This is a genomic window from Microbulbifer sp. YPW1 (genome assembly GCF_013367775.1).
Classification (GTDB): domain Bacteria; phylum Pseudomonadota; class Gammaproteobacteria; order Pseudomonadales; family Cellvibrionaceae; genus Microbulbifer.
On record NZ_CP055157.1, the window covers coordinates 1944147 to 1962056 of the forward strand.

The 17910-nt window shown below is 58.8% G+C and carries 11 protein-coding genes; 4 read left to right on the forward strand and 7 right to left on the reverse strand.

The features are described 5' to 3' along the window. Positions 1-13: 13 nt before the first annotated feature. From HUW35_RS08220 to HUW35_RS08240, 5 genes are all read right to left on the reverse strand, one after another. Positions 14-1207 (reverse strand): alginate lyase family protein, encoded by a 1194-nt coding sequence (locus tag HUW35_RS08220; protein WP_181255096.1) that lies wholly within the window; start codon positions 1205-1207, stop codon positions 14-16. 128 nt (positions 1208-1335) lie between these two features. After that, complete coding sequence (locus tag HUW35_RS08225; protein WP_181255097.1) at positions 1336-4290, reverse strand: TonB-dependent receptor; 2955 nt, start codon at positions 4288-4290, stop codon at positions 1336-1338. 316 nt (positions 4291-4606) lie between these two features. Beyond that, positions 4607-7147 (reverse strand): glycoside hydrolase family 2 TIM barrel-domain containing protein, encoded by a 2541-nt coding sequence (locus tag HUW35_RS08230; protein WP_181255098.1) that lies wholly within the window; start codon positions 7145-7147, stop codon positions 4607-4609. An 87-nt stretch (positions 7148-7234) separates the two neighbouring features. Further along, positions 7235-8008, reverse strand: coding sequence for a glucose 1-dehydrogenase (locus HUW35_RS08235; RefSeq protein WP_219932669.1), 774 nt, complete (start codon positions 8006-8008; stop codon positions 7235-7237). Positions 8009-8035: 27 nt separating this feature from the next. Continuing rightward, positions 8036-9334 (reverse strand): glycoside hydrolase family 105 protein, encoded by a 1299-nt coding sequence (locus HUW35_RS08240; RefSeq protein WP_181255099.1) that lies wholly within the window; start codon positions 9332-9334, stop codon positions 8036-8038. 171 nt (positions 9335-9505) lie between these two features. On the opposite strand from HUW35_RS08240, the gene HUW35_RS08245 reads away from it, so the two are divergent. Further along, a complete protein-coding gene (locus HUW35_RS08245; RefSeq protein WP_181255100.1) occupies positions 9506-10555 on the forward strand; it encodes a DUF4861 family protein in 1050 nt (349 codons plus the stop codon). 60 nt (positions 10556-10615) lie between these two features. Continuing rightward, positions 10616-11449, forward strand: a complete 834-nt coding sequence (gene kduI / locus HUW35_RS08250) for a 5-dehydro-4-deoxy-D-glucuronate isomerase (RefSeq protein WP_181255101.1) — start codon at positions 10616-10618, stop codon at positions 11447-11449. A 101-nt stretch (positions 11450-11550) separates the two neighbouring features. On the opposite strand, the gene HUW35_RS08255 is transcribed toward kduI, so the two are convergent. Beyond that, a complete protein-coding gene (locus tag HUW35_RS08255; protein WP_181255102.1) occupies positions 11551-13626 on the reverse strand; it encodes a right-handed parallel beta-helix repeat-containing protein in 2076 nt (691 codons plus the stop codon). Between the two features lie 454 nt (positions 13627-14080). On the opposite strand from HUW35_RS08255, the gene uxuA reads away from it, so the two are divergent. Both uxuA and HUW35_RS08265 read left to right on the forward strand, forming a co-directional pair. Beyond that, positions 14081-15256, forward strand: coding sequence for a mannonate dehydratase (gene uxuA, locus HUW35_RS08260; protein ID WP_181255103.1), 1176 nt, complete (start codon positions 14081-14083; stop codon positions 15254-15256). A gap of 8 nt (positions 15257-15264) precedes the next feature. After that, complete coding sequence (locus HUW35_RS08265) at positions 15265-16815, forward strand: mannitol dehydrogenase family protein (RefSeq protein WP_181255104.1); 1551 nt, start codon at positions 15265-15267, stop codon at positions 16813-16815. Positions 16816-16899: 84 nt separating this feature from the next. On the opposite strand, the gene HUW35_RS08270 is transcribed toward HUW35_RS08265, so the two are convergent. Continuing rightward, the gene (locus HUW35_RS08270) at positions 16900-17607 is read right to left on the reverse strand and encodes a FadR/GntR family transcriptional regulator (protein ID WP_181255105.1); all 708 of its coding nucleotides are present in this window, start codon (positions 17605-17607) and stop codon (positions 16900-16902) included. Positions 17608-17910: the final 303 nt, after the last annotated feature.

Here is a 17910-nt window from a genome sequence, read left to right on the forward strand (position 1 = left end):
TTTTTTGGGGGGATTACTGGATTGGCCATAACCGCGGATCGGTTTCGACGATGGTTTCACCTCTGTCGCGATGGATTTTCTCCAGTGCCCGGCTGAAAATGGCATCGCCGTAGGCATTCTGTGCGTAGTACATGGTGGCATGTGCGGCTTTGATATCCATGCCATACAGTTCCTTGAACGGCCAGCCCTCAGGCTCCAGCAGATAGTTTGCAATCAGGGCGTATCCACGACGTAAGCTGATATCGTCATTTTCATACCCCCAGATATCCACGCCGAGCTGCCGGCCAAATTGTCCCAGCAGGTTATAGGCCTCCAGGTTGAAATTGGCATAGTGCCAGGGACGGGTGCGCTCGAATTCCGCCGGTTGCTTGCCCGCTGTGTCAAAGTGCTGGGCAATCCTCCGCTCGCGGGTTACCTGTAGCTGGGCGCGCGCGGTATCCAGATCTCCGACAAACAGTGCGAAGGCAACAACCTGGGCATCGAACCAGGTGCCGTGGTTGTTGTGCCAGTGGTTTTCCGCCTTGCCGTTTTCACTGGTCAGCATCCAGTGATTAAGCTCGGAAAACCACTGGATGACGCTGTCGCGGTCTTTCTCTTCGATTAGATTTCCCAGCAGTTGAACCGTATCCGGAATGTGGATCAGGAAGCGGCCCTCGATAATGCCAAAACCGCGTCCATCGGCGACGCCGGGTACCGCCTGCGCATGCTCGAAATTGGGGTTCATGCGGGTAGCCGGATGGATAAACCAGGCATGCAGGTGTTGAACCGCAGTTTCGCCATAGCGTCGATCGCCGGTCAGGTGGTAGGCGACGGCAAGGTTGCTCACATCCCGTGCGAAAGCGCGCAGTAGCTGGCTGTCGGGGATCTGTTCCAGGGTTGCGTAGTTGCGCTCACCGTCTTTGCGAATAAAGGGAAGCCCGTCTTCTGTATCCGGGTTGGGCCACCAGTAGGGGCCGATACTGAAATAGTCATGGGGATTGCCGCTGGCGGGCAGCCGCTTTTTCTGGGTGACAGACCGGATCGGGCTCTCGAGGGCGGCATTGGCGCGTTCGATCAGCAACGCAAAAGCTGGTTCTTGCGGCTGGTTCGGTTGCTGTTTCAGCGCTTGCAGAGCGGCTGCATCATACAGCGCGAGCTCTGTGGGCTTGGAAAAAGCTGCTAGAGGAAGAGTCAGCAGAAAAATAAGGCAGGGTAGGACTTTGTGCATAATGAAACTCCGCACGCCGCAGTTCCGCACTGGTTCAGATTGTGATGGACTGCAGTCTTTTCTGTGAAGATCGAGGGGTAAAAAATATTGGGGCCGCAATGGCCCCAATATTGGTCAGGCGTGAATGGTTAGAAGAAGTTGTACTTCGCCTGCAACACAAAGATTCGACCGTCGAAGTGGGTGGCGCGAGGCTGGAATTCCGTATCCTGGTATTCCTCGTACAGCGCTTCGGTAAGGTTGTAGCCTTTGAACGACAGGGAGAAGTTGTCGGTGACGTTGTAGTAAGCCGACAGGTCCAGTCGTCCCGCCGCCTTCACGTTTTTGTTTCCTTCCCCGTTAAAGGTGCCCACGCTTTCCAGCTCATATTCGCTGCGGTAGTTGTAGGCGAGGCGGATACCGAAGGGGCCGTCTTCCCAGTAGCCGATCACGTTGTAGGTATCGTCGGAAATACCCGGGATACGCGCTTCCAGTGGTGCGTCCTGCGAGGTGCTTGAGTAGTTCACAATGCCGCCGAAGCCGTTCCAGGGGTAGGGCAGGAAGCTCAGGTTCTGCTGGATAGAGACTTCGTAACCGCGCACTTCAATCTGCTCGTCGACATTCTGGATCTTGCTGATGCTGACCTGGTCGCCGGCCATGATGTAGTCCGCGTCGATCACATCGTAGGCGTCGACACCGTTGGTCACACAGTTGTCGCCGTCCACCGACAGGCTGCCCACATTCACATCGTAATTCGACAGCAGGCCGGCGTCACAGCTGGCCACCGCGGTGAAGAAATTATCGATCTGCTTCTGGAAGGCGGCGACCGTGATCGCACTGCCCTCGCGGTTGTACCACTCCAGGGAGATATCGTAGGAGCGCGCGGAGAAAGGCTCCACGTCCGCACCCGGCAGGTTGATGTTGACCTCGCCGGGGCGTGAGGAAATGGTGGTTGCCGGGGTTGCTGCGCGCACATTCGGGCGGGAAATGGACTCGCCGTAACCGAGGCGCAGCATCAGGTCTTCCCGCAGATCCATCGCCAGGTTCACGCTCGGCAGTAGGAAATCGTAGTCGCTGTCTACGTCGCGCTGCTCCGGATTGTTGATGTCAGTGGCACCGAAAGCGTAGTAGGGGGCAGATGCGGTCTGCTCGGAATTGACATAGCGCACGCCCACGTTACCGGAGACCGGCATGTCGGCAACGGTGAACTCCAGGTCGGTCATCAGGTACAGCGCGGAAGTATCCAGCTCTACATCGTAAATCAGACCGGCGCTCTGCTGGCCGCCGCGGGCAATCAGGCCGGTTGTCGGTACGCGTACCGGAATCTCGCCGGTGACAGGGTCCGGTGCCACATCGCCGATGGAGGCGGCCGCCAGTCGGTTGATGGCATCGACATCCAGTGCAAACCAGCCAGCGCCCGCGCCGGCGAAGCCCGGGGCGTCGCCGCCGAAGAAGTTGCCCTGGCTGACATAGGCCGGGTTGCCGATGGCGGCATTATTCAGGATGCCATTCAGGTCGATACCGGTGGGCGAGCTGCGCAGGCGGTCGGAATCCTGGGTCTGGCTGGAGAAGCGGTAACCAAAGGACACCGCCGACACCACCGGCAGTTCCAGCGCGCGCTTGGCGTTGATCTCGAAGGCGTTGGCTTCGGTTTCCAGGGTCTCGTAGGTCCCGGTAATCAGTGCCTGCACACTGGAATCGTCGACCAGGGTGGTGACGCCGGAGCCGCTCAGGGTGTCCTTGACCAGCCACTCGCCGTCAAGATTGACGTTTTCCAGACCGTCGAATTCGGTCACGAAGTTACCGACGTCGCCCTCACCGGTGTACAGGCGACCGGAGATGCCGCTGGAGCCCGCCTGGAAGATGGGCGTGTAGAACAGCTCGCTCCAGGTGTTCTCGGCAGATGACAGCGACACCAGGCCGTCCACGGTCCAGTCATCATTGGCCCACTCCGCATCCATCAGTACCGCCTGGGATTGCTCATAGGTATCCCAGATACGCGATGTATTGCGGTAGTCCACTTCCGCAAAGGAGATATCGGACACGGTGTAAATCGGGTTGCCGTTGCTGTCGACGGAGCCGGTATTCCGCGGGGCGCTGTTGGGGGTGATGATGGTGCCGCCGCTGCGGGTGCGCAGGTCCAGCTCCTGCTGGCCGTTCTCATTCATATCGCGCTCGGTATACAGCACATTCAGGCCGAGCTTGAGGTTGTCGTTGGCCTGGAACTCGATACCGCCAGAGAAGGAGGTGCGCGAACCTTCGTTCAGTTCCGAACCCTGGCGCAGTTCCCCGGGCATCTTCACCACGGCATTGTCCGGCAGGTTGTTGTCTGCGGCCCAGGTGGCGAAGTCTTCACCGTTGGCACCGACGAAGTTGCCGTTGGTGGGGATATTGTCGTAGCGATTGATCTTGACCGTATCGCGACGGAAGGTCTGCTCGGAGGTGGCCAGGGTGGCGGTTACGGCGAGCTGGTCGCTGATCAGGTGTTTGGAGCCGGACAGTACCATCTCGCTGTCCAGTGCATCGGCCAGTTGCTCGCTGCGCCCGGCCACGGACAGGCTCAGTTTGCCGTCGTCTTTATCCAGTGCGCGGGGCAGTACCAGATCCACGGTACCGGCGATGCCGCCTTCCTGCATGGCGGCGGTCTGGGTCTTGATCACGTTGGTACCGTTGAACACGGCCGGATCAAACGCGCCGAAGGGGTTGGGTGCGCCGAAGGCTTTGGTGCTACGCGCCGGGCTGGCAAACGTCTGTCCGTTCGCGGTGGTCTGTACAAAACCGGAGGGCATACCGCGCAGGTTGATACTGGATTCGCGGCGCTCGCCTTCGCGGTTCAGCTGTACACCGGCAACGGCCTGCAGCGCTTCACCCATGTCCAGTGCCGGCAGGGTGCCGATATCGTCGGCGGAAATGCCGTCCACAATGGTGGAGGCGTTGCGCTTGGTATCGAGCGCGTTGTCCAGGTTGCGCTGGAACTGGGCGGTTACCACCACCTCTTCCAGGGTATCTTCTTGCGCCAGTGCCGGGGCTGCGGCCAGCGCGATCACTGTGCTCAGCAGGGTTTTGGTGAATCTCGGGCTCACCTGAAAAAATCGATTGGTTGTCATGCTCAGTCCCCTCAAAGGTCCGTTTTTATTTTCATCGTTTGCTGACGGGCATCTCAGTCAGTACCTATTCATCGCTACTACTTGGACAGGCTAGGGGATGGTCATGCAAAATTCACAGGCAGTCAAGTGGCCTTACCATCTATCCATTCGATTTTTGGAAGACTTTTATCGATTTTGATGCAAAAGGCGCCAGCCGGGCGGTTAATCGGGGACCAATACCGGTAACAGCCGGGGGTAACAGAGGACTGGAGAGGGGGGGCGGAGAAGACGGCCTGGCAAGTGATGCCTGCCAGGCCGGGCATAACAAGCGATGCCGTCAGTGATCGCCGGCCGCAGGCAGGTCGATATACACACCCTTGATATTCTGGGTGCGGAACTCTACTACCGCGGGCCGCGCTCCCGGAATGAACTCGATCGCGGCCATGCCGTTGGCCATTTCGATAGTCGATGAGCCGGTGTAGGTGCCCTGGTTTTCCTGCAGCTGGCCGCCCCCGTTTAATACCGAGAAATAGCCGCGATCGCTGAACTCGGTGGCGCGACGGCCTTGTTTGTCCTGGGCTTCGGCGGTAATCAGGAAGGTGTCATTACCGGTGCGGCTGGCGGTGAGTACAACCTGCTCGGTCTTCGCCGGCTCGCCGACGTAGTAGGTGAGGCGGTAGCCATCTTCCACCGACTGCCCGTCTGCGCGGTTCTTGCCCACAACCCGCAGCTGGTTCTCACCTTCCCGGAACGGTACCTGCCACACCAGCCCGTGGGCGGGGAATTGGCCGGGGCGGCGGGTCTTGCTGCCGAGGCTGTCGCCGTTCAGGAACAGCTCTGCCGAGTCGGTATTGCAATATACCTTTACCGGGCGACCGGCTTTGGGGCCGTAGCGCACGGTCCAGCTGTGGGACTCGATGTAGCAGAACGGCTGCTTGGCCCAGTAGCTGGCAAACACGTAGTAGGCGTCTTTGGGGTTGCCAGCGCGGTCGGTGAGACCTTTCTGGTTGATGTAGGGCAAGGGGTTTTCCGGGCGCAGGGGCGTGCCGAAATCCTTGAAGGCCCACTGGGCGTTGCCGGCAAAGTTCTCCGTGCTTTCACTGACGGACAAATGCCAGTCGAACAGATTAACGATGTAGCTCTCGTTCCAGTCGGTGTCCTTGGCGATACTTTTGACGACCGCCTGGTTCATCGCCTCGGTGACCGAGACCTGGGCGTCCGGAATACCCCGCTCGTCCAGTGGGGTTTCCGTATGCCGCCCCTTGTGCCCGGAGCCGCCGTACTCCATATGCAGGAACGTGGGGTATTTACCCATGGCGTCTTCCAGCGCCGCGGCGTACTGACCGTAGGCGCCGCCATACCAGCCCGCCCAGATAGACGGGGAAAACGCATCCACCACATCCGCGCCGGGGTAGTACTTGCGGATGGTGGTCATGCGGCTGGGGTCCAGTTCCTTCGCGACACGGTTCAGGTGCTTGAGGTAGGGCAGTACTTCTTCATCGGCACCGCCACCGGCAAAGTCCTCTTCCCAGTACATCTCGTTGCCCAGGGACCAGAAGGCAATGCTGGGGTGGTTGTAGTTCTGGGCAATCTGTTCCCGCAGCAGCCGCTCGGTGTTGGCTTCCCACACTTCACCCCCTTTGCCGCCGCGACACCAGGGCAGCTCGTCCCAGACAATCAGGCCCAGCTCATTGGCCGCGCGGTAGACTTCCGGATCCTGCGGATAGTGCGCCAGGCGCACGAAGTTGGCCCCCATATCCTTGATCTGCTGCATGTCGTTGCGGTGCAGGGCGTTGGACATGGCGGGGCCGATGCCGGCGTGTTCCTCATGGCGGTGGGTACCGCGAATCAGTACCTGCTCGCCGTTGACGAAGAAGCCCTGGTTGGGGCGCATCTCAAACCAGCGATAGCCGAAGGCTTCATTTTTCTGGTGCAGAATTTGGCCTGCGGCATCTTTCAGGGTGACTTCCACCGCATAGAGGTGCGGTGTATCCGGTGACCAGAGCTGTGGGTTGTCCAGTTGCGCCAGGTCAATGTGGACGGGGGCGTCGTCGCTGGAGCTGGCGCTGATCTCGGTACTGGTGCGCTGGATCTCCTGTTTGTCTCCATCCAGCAGGCGCACATCGAGGGTGAGGGGCGCACTGGCGTTGCCGCGGTCCAGCGACACGCTTACCTGTGTCTGCGCGGCTGTGTGACTGACCTGCGGTGTGGACACGGCAACGCGCTGGATAAAGGTCTCCGGCAGGCGTTGCAGCCAGACATCCCGGGTCAGCCCACCGAACAGAAAGAAGTCGGCCTTTTGCGATGGGATCAGGTTGCGGTCGTACTCGTTGGAAACCCGCACCAGTACTTCGTTGGTGCTGTTGCGCTTGAGTGCCTCTGTTAGCTCCACATCGAAGCCGACATAGCCGCCCACATGTTCCCCGACCTTTTGGCCGTTGACGAACACTTCCGCCACCATGTTGGCGGATTCAAAATGCATCCGGTAACGGCTGCCGGCATCGGCGGTAAAGGTCTTGGCGTACCAGCTGGCGGCGCGTCGGTAGCCCGGTGTGGCATCTACCGTGTCGGTCGCATTCCAGGTGTGGGGCAGGGTGACTTTTTCCCAGGCTGGGCTGTCGGCACCGGGGAAGGCAGGCAGGTTGCGGTCACCGTTGTGTGCGATCTCGTCCGGCAGGTAGAACCAGTCACTGTTGAAGTTTCGGACTTCCCACGGTTGCTGGGCATCCAGGTCCGCGCCGGCTTCGGCATTACAGCCGGCGATCAGGGCAGTTACACAGGCGCAGAGCAGCAGTCGGCCGAGCTGGCTGAATCGAGATAGGTCCTTGTACCGGAGAAGGTGCAGGGAGAAAACGCCCCTGCCAAAATGGATTTTCATCGCGTGCTCTCATACTCGCTAGAGAATTTTACTTTTTGCGGGGGCGCCGTAGGCGCGGGCCTCTATGGGCCCGTTATCACTTGAGTGTCAGCGTGCCATCCAGCCGCCATCCACCAGCATGATGTGGCCATTCATGTAGTTTGCGGCAGGGGAAGCGAGAAACACCGCGGCGCCGGCCAGATCTTCCGGGTTGCCCCAGCGTCCCGCGGGAATGCGCGCGCTGATCGCCGCATTGCGCTCGGCATCCGCGCGCAGGTTAGCGGTGTTGTCGGTGGCGAAATAGCCCGGGGCAATGGCGTTGACCTGGATATTGCTCGCGGCCCACTCGTTGGCCAGCGCCTTGGTGAGCTGTGATACCGCGCCCTTGCTGGCGGCGTAGGCGGGTACGGTAATACCACCGGAGAAGCTGAGCAGCGAGGCAATATTGATGATCTTGCCTGCGCCCTGTTTCAACATCAGGGCGCCGGCTGCGCGACACATTCTGAACACGCCGTTGATGTTGGTATCCATCACCGCGTTCCAGTCGTCATCGGAATAATCCACCGCCGGCGCACGGCGTATGGTGCCCGCATTGTTCACCAGAATGTCGAGCCGACCATAGCGGACGGTCACTTCCTGGAACAGGGCGTCGATCTGTTGCGGCTGCGACTGGTCGCAGCCGAGGGCGATCGCATCCAGTCCCGCTTCGGTCATTTCTTTTGCCGCCGCTGCGGCACTGGTTGGGCTGGAACCCACAAGAATGGTGCGGGCACCGGCGCGGCCCAGTGCCATCGCCATCGCCTTGCCGAGGCCGCGGCTGGCGCCGGTGACCATGGCCACTTTGCCGTCGAGGCCAAACTGTTGTTGCAGAAAGTCGCTCATGCCTGGGGTACTCCTAGTAGTAGTTACTTACTCGCCGGTTTGTTCGAGCTGAACCACCTGTGAGGCGGCCAGCAGCAGAGCGCCGGTGCCATACAGCTGGGTGTCATCGGCGGTGGCGGAGCCGGGCGCGTAGGCCACCTGCTGGACCCAGCCGAGCTTGCCGTTGGGCTGGATACTATCCACCAGCGAGGCCCACCCCTTTTGAACGGCTTTGGTGTACTTCTCGTCGGCCAGCAGGCCGCTGTTCACACCCCAGGCCAGCGCGTACACCAGCAGTGCGGTACCGCTGGACTCCGGTGGTGACTGCTCTTCAATTTCCAGCAGGGAGGATGGCCAGCTGCCGTCTTTCTGCTGCAGGTCCACCAGCCGCGCGCTCATTTCCTGGAACAGGGTCTGGTAGCGCTCTTTGCCGGCAAAGTGATCGGGCATGGCCTTCAAGGTGCGGGCGATACCGGCGAGCACCCAGCCGTTGCCGCGGCCCCAGTAAATCAGGCGGCCCTTGCTGTCTTTGCGCTCGAAGTAGCGGCTGTCACGCAGATAAAGCTGTTCGTCTTTGCTGTAGAGGTAATCGGTAGTGACCCAGAACTCCTTGTCCATAAAGTCGAGGTATTTCTGCGAGCCGGTAATGCGGGCCAGCTCCGCCCATACCGGTGGTGCCATAAAGATGGCATCGGCCCAGCACCAGCGCACAGTACACGCGGGATCGTCAAAATTGCGATGGGCCAGGTCCTGGTGGAACTTGTCGTCGTTGTCGAAGTAGAGGCTGGTTTCCGGCTGATCCGCCAGTACCCGGTCGAATTGCTGTTTCAGGTGCGCGATTTTTTCCTCACCGCCCATGCGCTCGTACAGGTCCAGGTAAACCGCACCCATGGCGTGGTCGTCGGCATGGTGCACCCGCGGGCCCAGTTGCCACTGATTGACGGCGGAGTTGTTGATGACCGCCTGCTCGTACGGCAGCTGCTTGCTGACCTTGGCCCATTCCAACAGGCCGATTTGCCAGGTGGCGTACATCCAGCCCTGGGGAATACCGCTCGCGCGCCCCTCTGGGCGCATCATGTTGCTGCGCAGGTCGTACTGGCTCAGTTGCCAATCGGCCACGCGGTTGGCGGCAGCGGTGATGGCCGCTTCGCTCAGTTCTGGCGAGAGTTTCTCGACATAGGCCGGTATTTCCGCGGCCGGTGCCTGCCACGCAACCGGCTCCGGCCAGTACTCTGCCTGTGCGGCAGCGCTGGCGCTGGCAAACGCGTTCGCAGTTGTATGGATACTGGTGCAGAGACCGCCGATCAGCAGTCCCAGCCCGAGGTGCAGGCTTCGATTTACAGTCATGGTGCAACCTTTATTTCTGTTATCCGGTTTGCCGGTATTTGGCACGATCGTATCAGATGCGTCTGACCCAGGAGAGGCTATGAACGCGGGCTCACCTTATTGGTCATGTGGTAATACCAGTTGCAGTAGTGTATGTTGGCCTTACCATAAAGTCTAGGTGGGGATTTGAACATGCCAGGTTTTACACAGAGATCGATGGCAGTGGCGGTCAGTGCTGCCAGCCTGCTGGTGCTTGCGCTCAGTGGTTGCGGGGAAAAAAGCGAAATCGCTGCAGTCGAAGATAAGGTGCAGGTGCCGGCAAAAACGACCGAGCGCGCACCGGCGACCGAGGCCGTCCGCGGTACCTACGCGGAGCTGGCGGTGCGCAAGGGCGGCACACTTGGCGAGGATGGCAAGCTCAGTGGTGGCGAGTATGTACCGGTAACCACGATGCAGTTGCCGTCGGATCACCAGATTGGCAATCGCCTGTTCAAATACGAAGGGCCGGGTTGGGAATCCGAGCAGGTGGCCTATCGCCTGTATTTTGACGAGCGCGCCGCGATCGATATTTTCGGCAAAACAAAACCGCAGCTGGTGTTGCCACAGGTGGGGCAGGATGGCACCGACTATCACGCGTTAGCGGACTGGGGCATGGATGTGCTCAAAGTGGGCCCTTCACTGGGCATTGGCGGTGTAGGCCTGTGGCACGAAGGCAAGCTTGAGGGTGTGCGGCAGTTTGCAGGTGCGTCCCTCGATGTGTTCAACGAGGCCACAGCCTCGGGCGTGCACCTGCACTACCGCGGTTGGATAGCGGCGGATACCGAGCGAGACCTGGAGATGACCCTGAGTATTGCGCCCGGCTCGCGCCTGACCCAGGTGCTGGCGCAAAGCGAGGCGCCGGTAGAAACCTGGGCCACGGGCATCGTGCGCCACGGCCTTGAGCCGCTGGTATCCACGGACACCAATCAGCAGTGGGGGTATCTGGCCACCTGGGGAGAACAGAGCCTGGCGAATGACAACCTGGGAATGGCGATCTTTTTTCGCAATGCTGATCTCCAGAACATTACTGACGATGCGCACAATCACCTGGTACTGCTAAAAGGCGGCGATCGGGCACGCTACCAGTTTGCCGCGGTCTGGCGCGATGACGATATCCAGACACGCGAACAGTTTATTGCCTACCTGGAGCAAACGTCGGCAGCACTTGGTGAAGATGCAGCGTTTGTCCAGGCCAGCGAATAACCGCACTTCCCGGTTAAGAATTTCAATTAGATGTAGATGGCCATATTTTGAGGAGCCAAGATGAATTTTTTGCATAGTGCCGACAGCGTGCGCTACCAGCGTATGACCAACGCCGAGTTGCGCGAGTCTTTCTGTATGGAATCGCTGTTTGAATCCGGCGCGCTTAATCTCACCTATACCGACGTGGATCGCGCTGTCGTCGGTGCGGCGGTGCCCTTGCGCCACCAGCCACTGTCGCTACCGACCCACAAAGAACTGGCCAGTGACTACTTCTGTGAGCGCCGTGAACTGGGGGTGGTGAATATCGGCGGAGCCGGTGCCGTTGCGGTGGATGGTAAAGAATTTCCGATGGAAAAGTTCGACAGCCTCTATGTGGCCCGGGGCAGCAAAGCGGTGACCTTCACCAGCGCCGATGATGCCGTACCGGCGGAGTTCTATCTGGTCAGCTACCCGGCGCACCGGGTGACGGAAACCGTGCATATTCCCTTGGACAAGGCCAACCGGGTCGAGCTCGGCAGCATCGACGGCAGCAATGAGCGGGTCATCTGCCAGTCCATCTGCCCGGGCGTTGTGGATAGTTGCCAGCTGGTGATGGGTATTACCCGTCTCGCCAACGGCAGTGTGTGGAACACCAAGCCGCCGCACACCCACCGCCGTCGCACCGAGGTGTACCTGTACTTCGATTTCCCCAAAGAAGAGCGGGTCTTCCATTTTATGGGGCAGCCCCACGAAACCCGCGCGCTGCCACTGGCACCCAAAACGGCGATCGCTTCACCGCACTGGTCCATTCACAGCGGTGCGGGCAGCTGTAATTACAGTTTTGTCTGGGCCATGGGCGGGGAGAACCAGCAGTTCGACGATATGGATCACCTGCAGCTGGGTGATCTGGGGTGACGCACTAACGATCCTTCTTTTCTCTCTCCATCCACGCAATTTGCCCCACCCAGGTGGGGCTTTTTTGTGGCAAGGCGGCACTCGGTGCCGCCTGTGACAGATCAATAGGCGCGGGTTTTCACGTAGTAACAGCCATTATTGGGCTGGTATTTTAGGGTCGTTCCCGAAAAACCATTGGAAGAGGCGTAGTTCGAGGAAACGGCCAGCGAGCCGCTACCATCCACGGATGTGATGGTGCCGCGAAAATCACAGCTTGGGTTGGCATCGCTGTCCCATACCTGCAGGCTCTCTCCGCTCAGGTCGCGATCGAACTGTACGCAGGCCCCGGCCTGTAGTGTCACTTCGGTGCGCTGATCCCAGGGAATTGTGATGATCGTGCTACAGCTGCCGCCGCCGCCACTGGAGCTGCTGCTCGAGCTGCTTGAGCCACCAGAAGAACTGCTGGAAGAGCTGCTCGACGAGCCCCCTCCTGAGCTGCTGCTGGTATAGACCCCTGACAGGGGCATCTGCTGGGCGACCAGTTCGGCGTTGTCCTGGTTCCAGCTGGCAATCGGTGTACCGCTGATATTCAGGTGCTTGTACTGGTTACCATCCCAGGCAAAGGCATAACTCACCCCGGCATCGTCAAACAGCCCCCAGGGAACAATGCTGGAGCCGGCACTGACCCCCTTGGAAAAACTGTTGTTAAGAAACACATTGTTTGGGCCGGTGGGGCCGGACCAGTCACTTGCGTGATCGCCCGAACCGTACCAGACAGGCTGCCAGGTACCGCTGTCCGGCGCGCCATTGGCCCAGTTTCTATGCTCAAAGGGGACGGCGACGGTATTGTTGCGAATCAGGTTGTTGCGCTCCCAGCCGCCGTGCAGGTTGATATCGCAGTCGAGGGTATTGTTCTCCACGATATTGCCGGTGGCGGACCACTGCAATGTGAGATGGCGCAGTCGCTCCAGCGTATTGCCCTGGATCAGGCTGTCGTAGAGTTTTGAGCCGCGCACATAACCGTTGCCCCCAGCACCCTTGTTCCAGGAACCGTGGAAATGGTTGTTCTTGAATGTCATATGGCGGGCGAACTCGGTCACTAGTGGGTGGGAGCCCATCATCTCGATGCGTACGTTATCCACCCAGCCATCGGTCGCCCACTTGAAAATAATGCCGTGGATGGCGTCCTCCGGGCACAGATTGACATACTTGTGCCCGACGCCAGAGGGGTTGGACGTGGAGTAATCGTTGCCGTTGTAACCCGCACAATTGGTACCCGTGGTGGACATCTGCAGGTAAAAATCGCGGAAGCCCACATCCTGTACTGCGGTGACCGGCATAACCCGGCTCTTGTAACCGCTGCTGTTATTAATCGGTATATCGAATTCCAGCGGCGCGTTGAGCGTGACGGTATCGTTGCTGGTATTGCGTGCCGTGACGGTAAAGATCTGTGTGCGCATATGCCCGGTTTGCAGGTGCGATTTCGAGCGCTTGCTGCTGGGTACCTCGCCCAGATCCAGGAAGGCGGTATCGGTGGCAGCACCCACGTAGATCAGATCGCCTACTGAAAACTTGCTGGCAGCATTGGCTTCCAGGTGGAGCACTGTGTCACCGAGGGATGCAGCCTGGTCAAACTCGATGCCGTGTTTCCAGTGAAAATTGACACTGCCCTCATAGGCGGGTTCGTTGGCGTGCTTGATGCGGGTTTCCGCGCGGAAGGCACCGAAGCCCGGCCAGTACTTCTTGTCAAAGTCAGGCGCGCCACTGGCGTCGACACCGTAAGGTTGCCAGCTGCGCACGGTAATTTTGGTGCCGCTGCTCGGGGAATTGCCGGCGCCGAGAATCACCACGCCCGAGCGATCCACATGTACCTCATCGTCCAGGTGTATTTCACCGGCGGGTAATTGGATTGCGATGCGGTTGGATGGTGAGTTCCCAAGAGGGATCATGGTATCGATGATGTTTTGCAGTGCGGCGCTATCATCTATTCCGTCACTGGCAATCACACCGTGGCTGGCGGCATTGATCGTCTGACTGAAACTGCTGGGTAGTGGTTGGCCGCCGCGATAGCCGGGGGCAGCCTGCAGTGGGGCACTGGCCATCGCCAGTGATAGCGACAGGGGTGCCAGATACACCGCACCGATGCGGGCATACTTTCTCAATCTTCGCTGTTTTGCGATCGCTATTTCGTTATTCATTATTATCTCCGGAATATTCCAGGATTGGGTGGCTGGCATGTTGCCATCGGGTGGCTACGCCAGGTTTGGAAAGAAGCGGCAGCCAAAACCACCACTGCGCGGCCGCTCCCCGTCGACTCAGAACCTACCGAGTCGACTGACAAAATTTAGGGAGCTTTATCTGGCCTTACAATCATGCCACTAGGCTTTTTGTCTAAAACGCAATAAATCACCCAGATCTGGCGCCATATTCCCTCACTCTGGCCATTTAATGCTCGAAAAATAAACACTTGGCCCGGGTTGCTAGAGGAATAGCGGCTTTCTGACCCCTATCACTTGTCATTTCACCTAAAACTGAGTTTAATTGGTCCGGTGGTCTTACCAGTTGCGCGTTCAATCATCGATCGCGATCTGCCGCTTGAGCCGAGGCTCGCGATGACAAGACCCTGAAAGAGGAATGAATAGGAATAGTCCGATGCAAGAGACATGGCGCTGGTTTGGACCAGATGACGGAATCACCCTGCGGCATATTGCCCAGGCGGGAGCGACGGGGATCGTGAGTGCACTGCACGAGATCCCGGCGGGTGAGCTGTGGCCGGAAGACGCCATTCAGCAGCGCAAGTCCATGATCGAGGCCGAGGGGCTCAGCTGGTCAGTGATTGAAAGTATTCCAGTGCACAATGATATAAAAGCGCGCACCGGCGATTTTGAGCGGATGATTGAGAACTACCGGCAGTCGGTGATCAATGCGGGCAAGGCCGGTGTCACCACCATCTGCTACAACTTTATGCCGGTAGTGGACTGGACCCGCACCAACCTGAATTACACCCTGCCGAATGGCAGTCAGGCCCTGCGCTTTGAGATGGCCGACTTTGCCGCCTACGATATTCACGTACTCAAACGACCCGGTGCGGAAGGGGACTACCCCGCAGATGTTCTCGCGCGTGCAGAGAACTATCTGCAGCAAATGAACGGCGATGAACTGGCACAGCTCGAGCGCAATATTATTGCCGGACTGCCCGGTGGGGAGGGTTCCCACGATCGCGACAGTATCCGCGAGTCCATACAGTTATTTAATGCACTGGGTACCGACCGGTTTCGTGAAAACCTGTTCCTGTTTCTGCAGGAAATCATACCCGCGGCGGAGTCCGTCGGTGTGAAAATGTGTATCCACCCGGATGACCCGCCCTTTTCCCTGTTCGGCTTGCCGCGCGTCGTATCTACCGCAGAGGATGCGCGTGCTCTACTTGGTGCCTACCCAAGCCCGTCCAACGGCTTGACCATGTGTGCAGGATCCTTCGGCGCGCGCGCCGATAATGACCTGGTTTCGATGACCCGTGAATTTGCTGAGCGCATTTACTTTGTGCATCTGCGCAATGTCATCCGCGAACCCGACGGCTCGTTTTACGAGTCCGACCACCTGAATGGTGACAACGACATGGTCGGCCTGATCCGGGCGCTTCTTGAGGAGGAGGGGCGTCGTCGCGGAACCGGCGATGGTTGTGAGATTCCCATGCGCCCGGACCACGGTCATCTGATGGCAGACGAGCTGCAAGTGGGCTCGGCCAAGCCGGGGTACTCCTATGTTGGTCGCCTCAAGGGGCTGGCGGAGCTGCGCGGAGTCATCCATGCGTTGAAAAGCCTCGGCTAAGGTGCGCTATGCCTATTTTTTCAAAACAGGCTTCTTCGCAAACTTCCAAGCTTTATCTGCAGTTTCTCAAGGCCGTTTCTGAGAAACGGAATACCGTCGGCAACGATGTAGCCATGCCGGGCTACAATCCCGCGGACTCCGGTAGTGGCATTGTCCACATTGGTATCGGTAATTTTCATCGTGCGCACCAGGCGGTGTATGTGGATGAGATTTTGCGTCGGGGTGGCGGTGATTGGCGGATTACTGCGGTCAGCCTGCGCAGCCCGGACATGCGGGATCGCCTGCAATCGCAGAACGGTCTCTACACGCTGTGCGAGCGCAATGGTGACGCCGGCAAGTTGCGGGTCGTGGGCGCCGTGGCGAAAGTGCTGGTCGCGCCGGAAAACCCCGCCGCGGTGATTGAGGCGCTGGCTGCGGAATCTACCCATGTGGTTACCGCGACGGTCACGGAAAAAGGCTATTGCCTGAAGCCTGGTTCGCGCGCTCTGGATCTCTCACATCCGGATATCGAGCACGATATCTTGCACCCGGGCACTCCAAAAACCCTACATGGCTTTGTTCTGGCCGCCTGCCGTTTGCGCCGCGCGCGTGGGCTTGCGGGGTTCAATCTACTCAGCTGTGACAACCTGCCAGATAACGGTGCACTGTTACGGGATTGCCTGCTGACCGCGGCGCGCCTGCAGGATAGCGGCCTGGCGCGATGGATGGAGCAGCATATAGGGTTCTGTAGCACGATGGTGGACTGTATGGTCCCCGCTACCAGTGAGTCCATTGCTGAAGGGATTCAGAGACGCGCCGGTTACCGCGATACCGCCTGTCTACTGAGCGAAAGTTTTCGCCAGTGGGTTATCGAAGATAACTTTGTCGCGCCCTCCCCGGATTGGCGTTCAGTAGGTGTGAGCGTGGTTGCGGATGTGGCGCCCTACGAGCGTATGAAGTTACGTCTGTTGAATGGCAGTCATTCGGCTCTGGCATTTCTCGGCGCCTTGTTCGGCTACTCCTATATTTATGAGGCCGCGGCGGATCCGCTGCTCCGAAAATTCGTACTGGCATTGATGCAGCGGGAAATACTGCCAACATTGCAGCCGCTGCCCGATGTGGATCTCAGGCAGTATTGCGATACGCTGATCGCCCGTTTTTCCAATCCTTCGGTACCTTATACCTGCCAGCAGGTGGCTTCCGACAGTAGTCAGAAACTCCCGCAGCGCATTCTTGAGCCTGCGCTTGAGGGGATCGAGGGAGGGTGGGAAATTCCGTTACTGAGTGCGGTGGTGGCCGCCTGGATTGCCTGTATATACCGGGGCTCTTTCGGTCAGCAGTGTTTTCCACCGAACGACCCCGGAGCGCGCCAGTTGGTAGACATGCTGAAGCGTCAGAAAGAGCAGGAGGACTTCCCCACCCGGGATCACGTGACGGCCCTGCTGACCCACGCCGGTATAGTTTTCCCCAGGCTATTGAAGAGTGAAAAATTTACCGACGCGGTCCACACTGCGCTGGAGCGCTTTATTGCAGGCGGCAGGCGGACGCTACTGAAAGAAATATTGGGTAGATCCCGGTAACGGACGAAACTCTTTGTGTTTCTGGGCGTTCCCGGGCTCTCTTTGAATGCTTGGATGAGCGGTATTCTGCAGCTGGAAAGTAGCTCAGGCTGGGTCCTGTTCAAAATAGGTTGCGGCCGCCGCGGTGGCGTTGTCGATATGGTTACGCATGGCTGCGCGGGCTTTTTCCGGATTGCGCTGTTCCAGCGCGAGAATGATCTTGCGGTGATCCTCAATGGAAGGGTGCACCCCTTCGGCACGCAGTCGCTCCATAAAGCCGGTGCTCAGCTCTGACTGGTTACGCAGTTCCCACAGCCAGTTGACGATACCGATAATCGCAGTGTTCTGGGAAGCTTCGGCAATAATGCTGTGGAATTTCCAGTCCGCTTTTTCGGAGGCATCTGCCCGGCTTTCTTCCTCCTCCATTTCTTTGAGGACCTGCTTCAGCTCACGAATCTGATCACTTGAGATGCGGGCTGCGGCAAGGGCACAGGCTTCTGATTCGATGATGAAGCGGGTTTCCAGGATTTCAAAAGGGCCAACCCCCTTGTCACCAATCTCCGGTTGGGCTTGCTGGTACTGCTTCTGGGTGGCGTAGATGCCGGAGCCGGTGCGGATTTCGATAACACCGGAAATTTCCAGGGCAATCATCGCTTCACGGATGGTCGGTCGGCTGACGCCGAGTTTGTCCGCCAGTACCCGTTCCGAGGGCAGGCGCTCTCCGGGCTTGATGGAACCACTGGTGATGAGTCGCGAGAGCTGCTCGGCAACCTTCAAATAGAGTCTTTCGGCTTTTACTGCTTGCAGTTCCACGGGTATTGCGCCTCTGTATTTGTTTTTCCAAACAGGGTCGGCAGAAGTTGCCCCCTGGCTGGTGGCGTTGCTGTCGCTTAGGCTGCAACTTGTCTGACCACCAGTCCTAATATCCTAACGATTCTAGCGAAATACGGTCGGGCTTAGAAGTTGTTCGCGGAGTAAATTGCGGGGCTCATCTGTTGGGGCTGACCTACGAAGGGGTAACCAGGTAGGTAGATAGGCGCTTTAATTTGGAAATTTAATCTGCATCCGCCGGCGCCCGAGGGCACAGAAAGTCTGAAATCGGGGTAAAGGCAGGGA

Bases quoted from the DNA above. Each gene is read 5' to 3' on its own strand.
- HUW35_RS08220 (WP_181255096.1), bottom strand. From the start codon at position 1,207: ATGCACAAAGTCCTACCCTGCCTTATTTTTCTGCTGACTCTTCCTCTA.
- HUW35_RS08225 (WP_181255097.1), bottom strand. From the start codon at position 4,290: ATGACAACCAATCGATTTTTTCAGGTGAGCCCGAGATTCACCAAAACC.
- HUW35_RS08230 (WP_181255098.1), bottom strand. From the start codon at position 7,147: ATGAAAATCCATTTTGGCAGGGGCGTTTTCTCCCTGCACCTTCTCCGG.
- HUW35_RS08235 (WP_219932669.1), bottom strand. From the start codon at position 8,008: ATGAGCGACTTTCTGCAACAACAGTTTGGCCTCGACGGCAAAGTGGCC.
- HUW35_RS08240 (WP_181255099.1), bottom strand. From the start codon at position 9,334: ATGACTGTAAATCGAAGCCTGCACCTCGGGCTGGGACTGCTGATCGGC.
- HUW35_RS08245 (WP_181255100.1), top strand. From the start codon at position 9,506: ATGCCAGGTTTTACACAGAGATCGATGGCAGTGGCGGTCAGTGCTGCC.
- kduI (WP_181255101.1), top strand. From the start codon at position 10,616: ATGAATTTTTTGCATAGTGCCGACAGCGTGCGCTACCAGCGTATGACC.
- HUW35_RS08255 (WP_181255102.1), bottom strand. From the start codon at position 13,626: ATGAATAACGAAATAGCGATCGCAAAACAGCGAAGATTGAGAAAGTAT.
- uxuA (WP_181255103.1), top strand. From the start codon at position 14,081: ATGCAAGAGACATGGCGCTGGTTTGGACCAGATGACGGAATCACCCTG.
- HUW35_RS08265 (WP_181255104.1), top strand. From the start codon at position 15,265: ATGCCTATTTTTTCAAAACAGGCTTCTTCGCAAACTTCCAAGCTTTAT.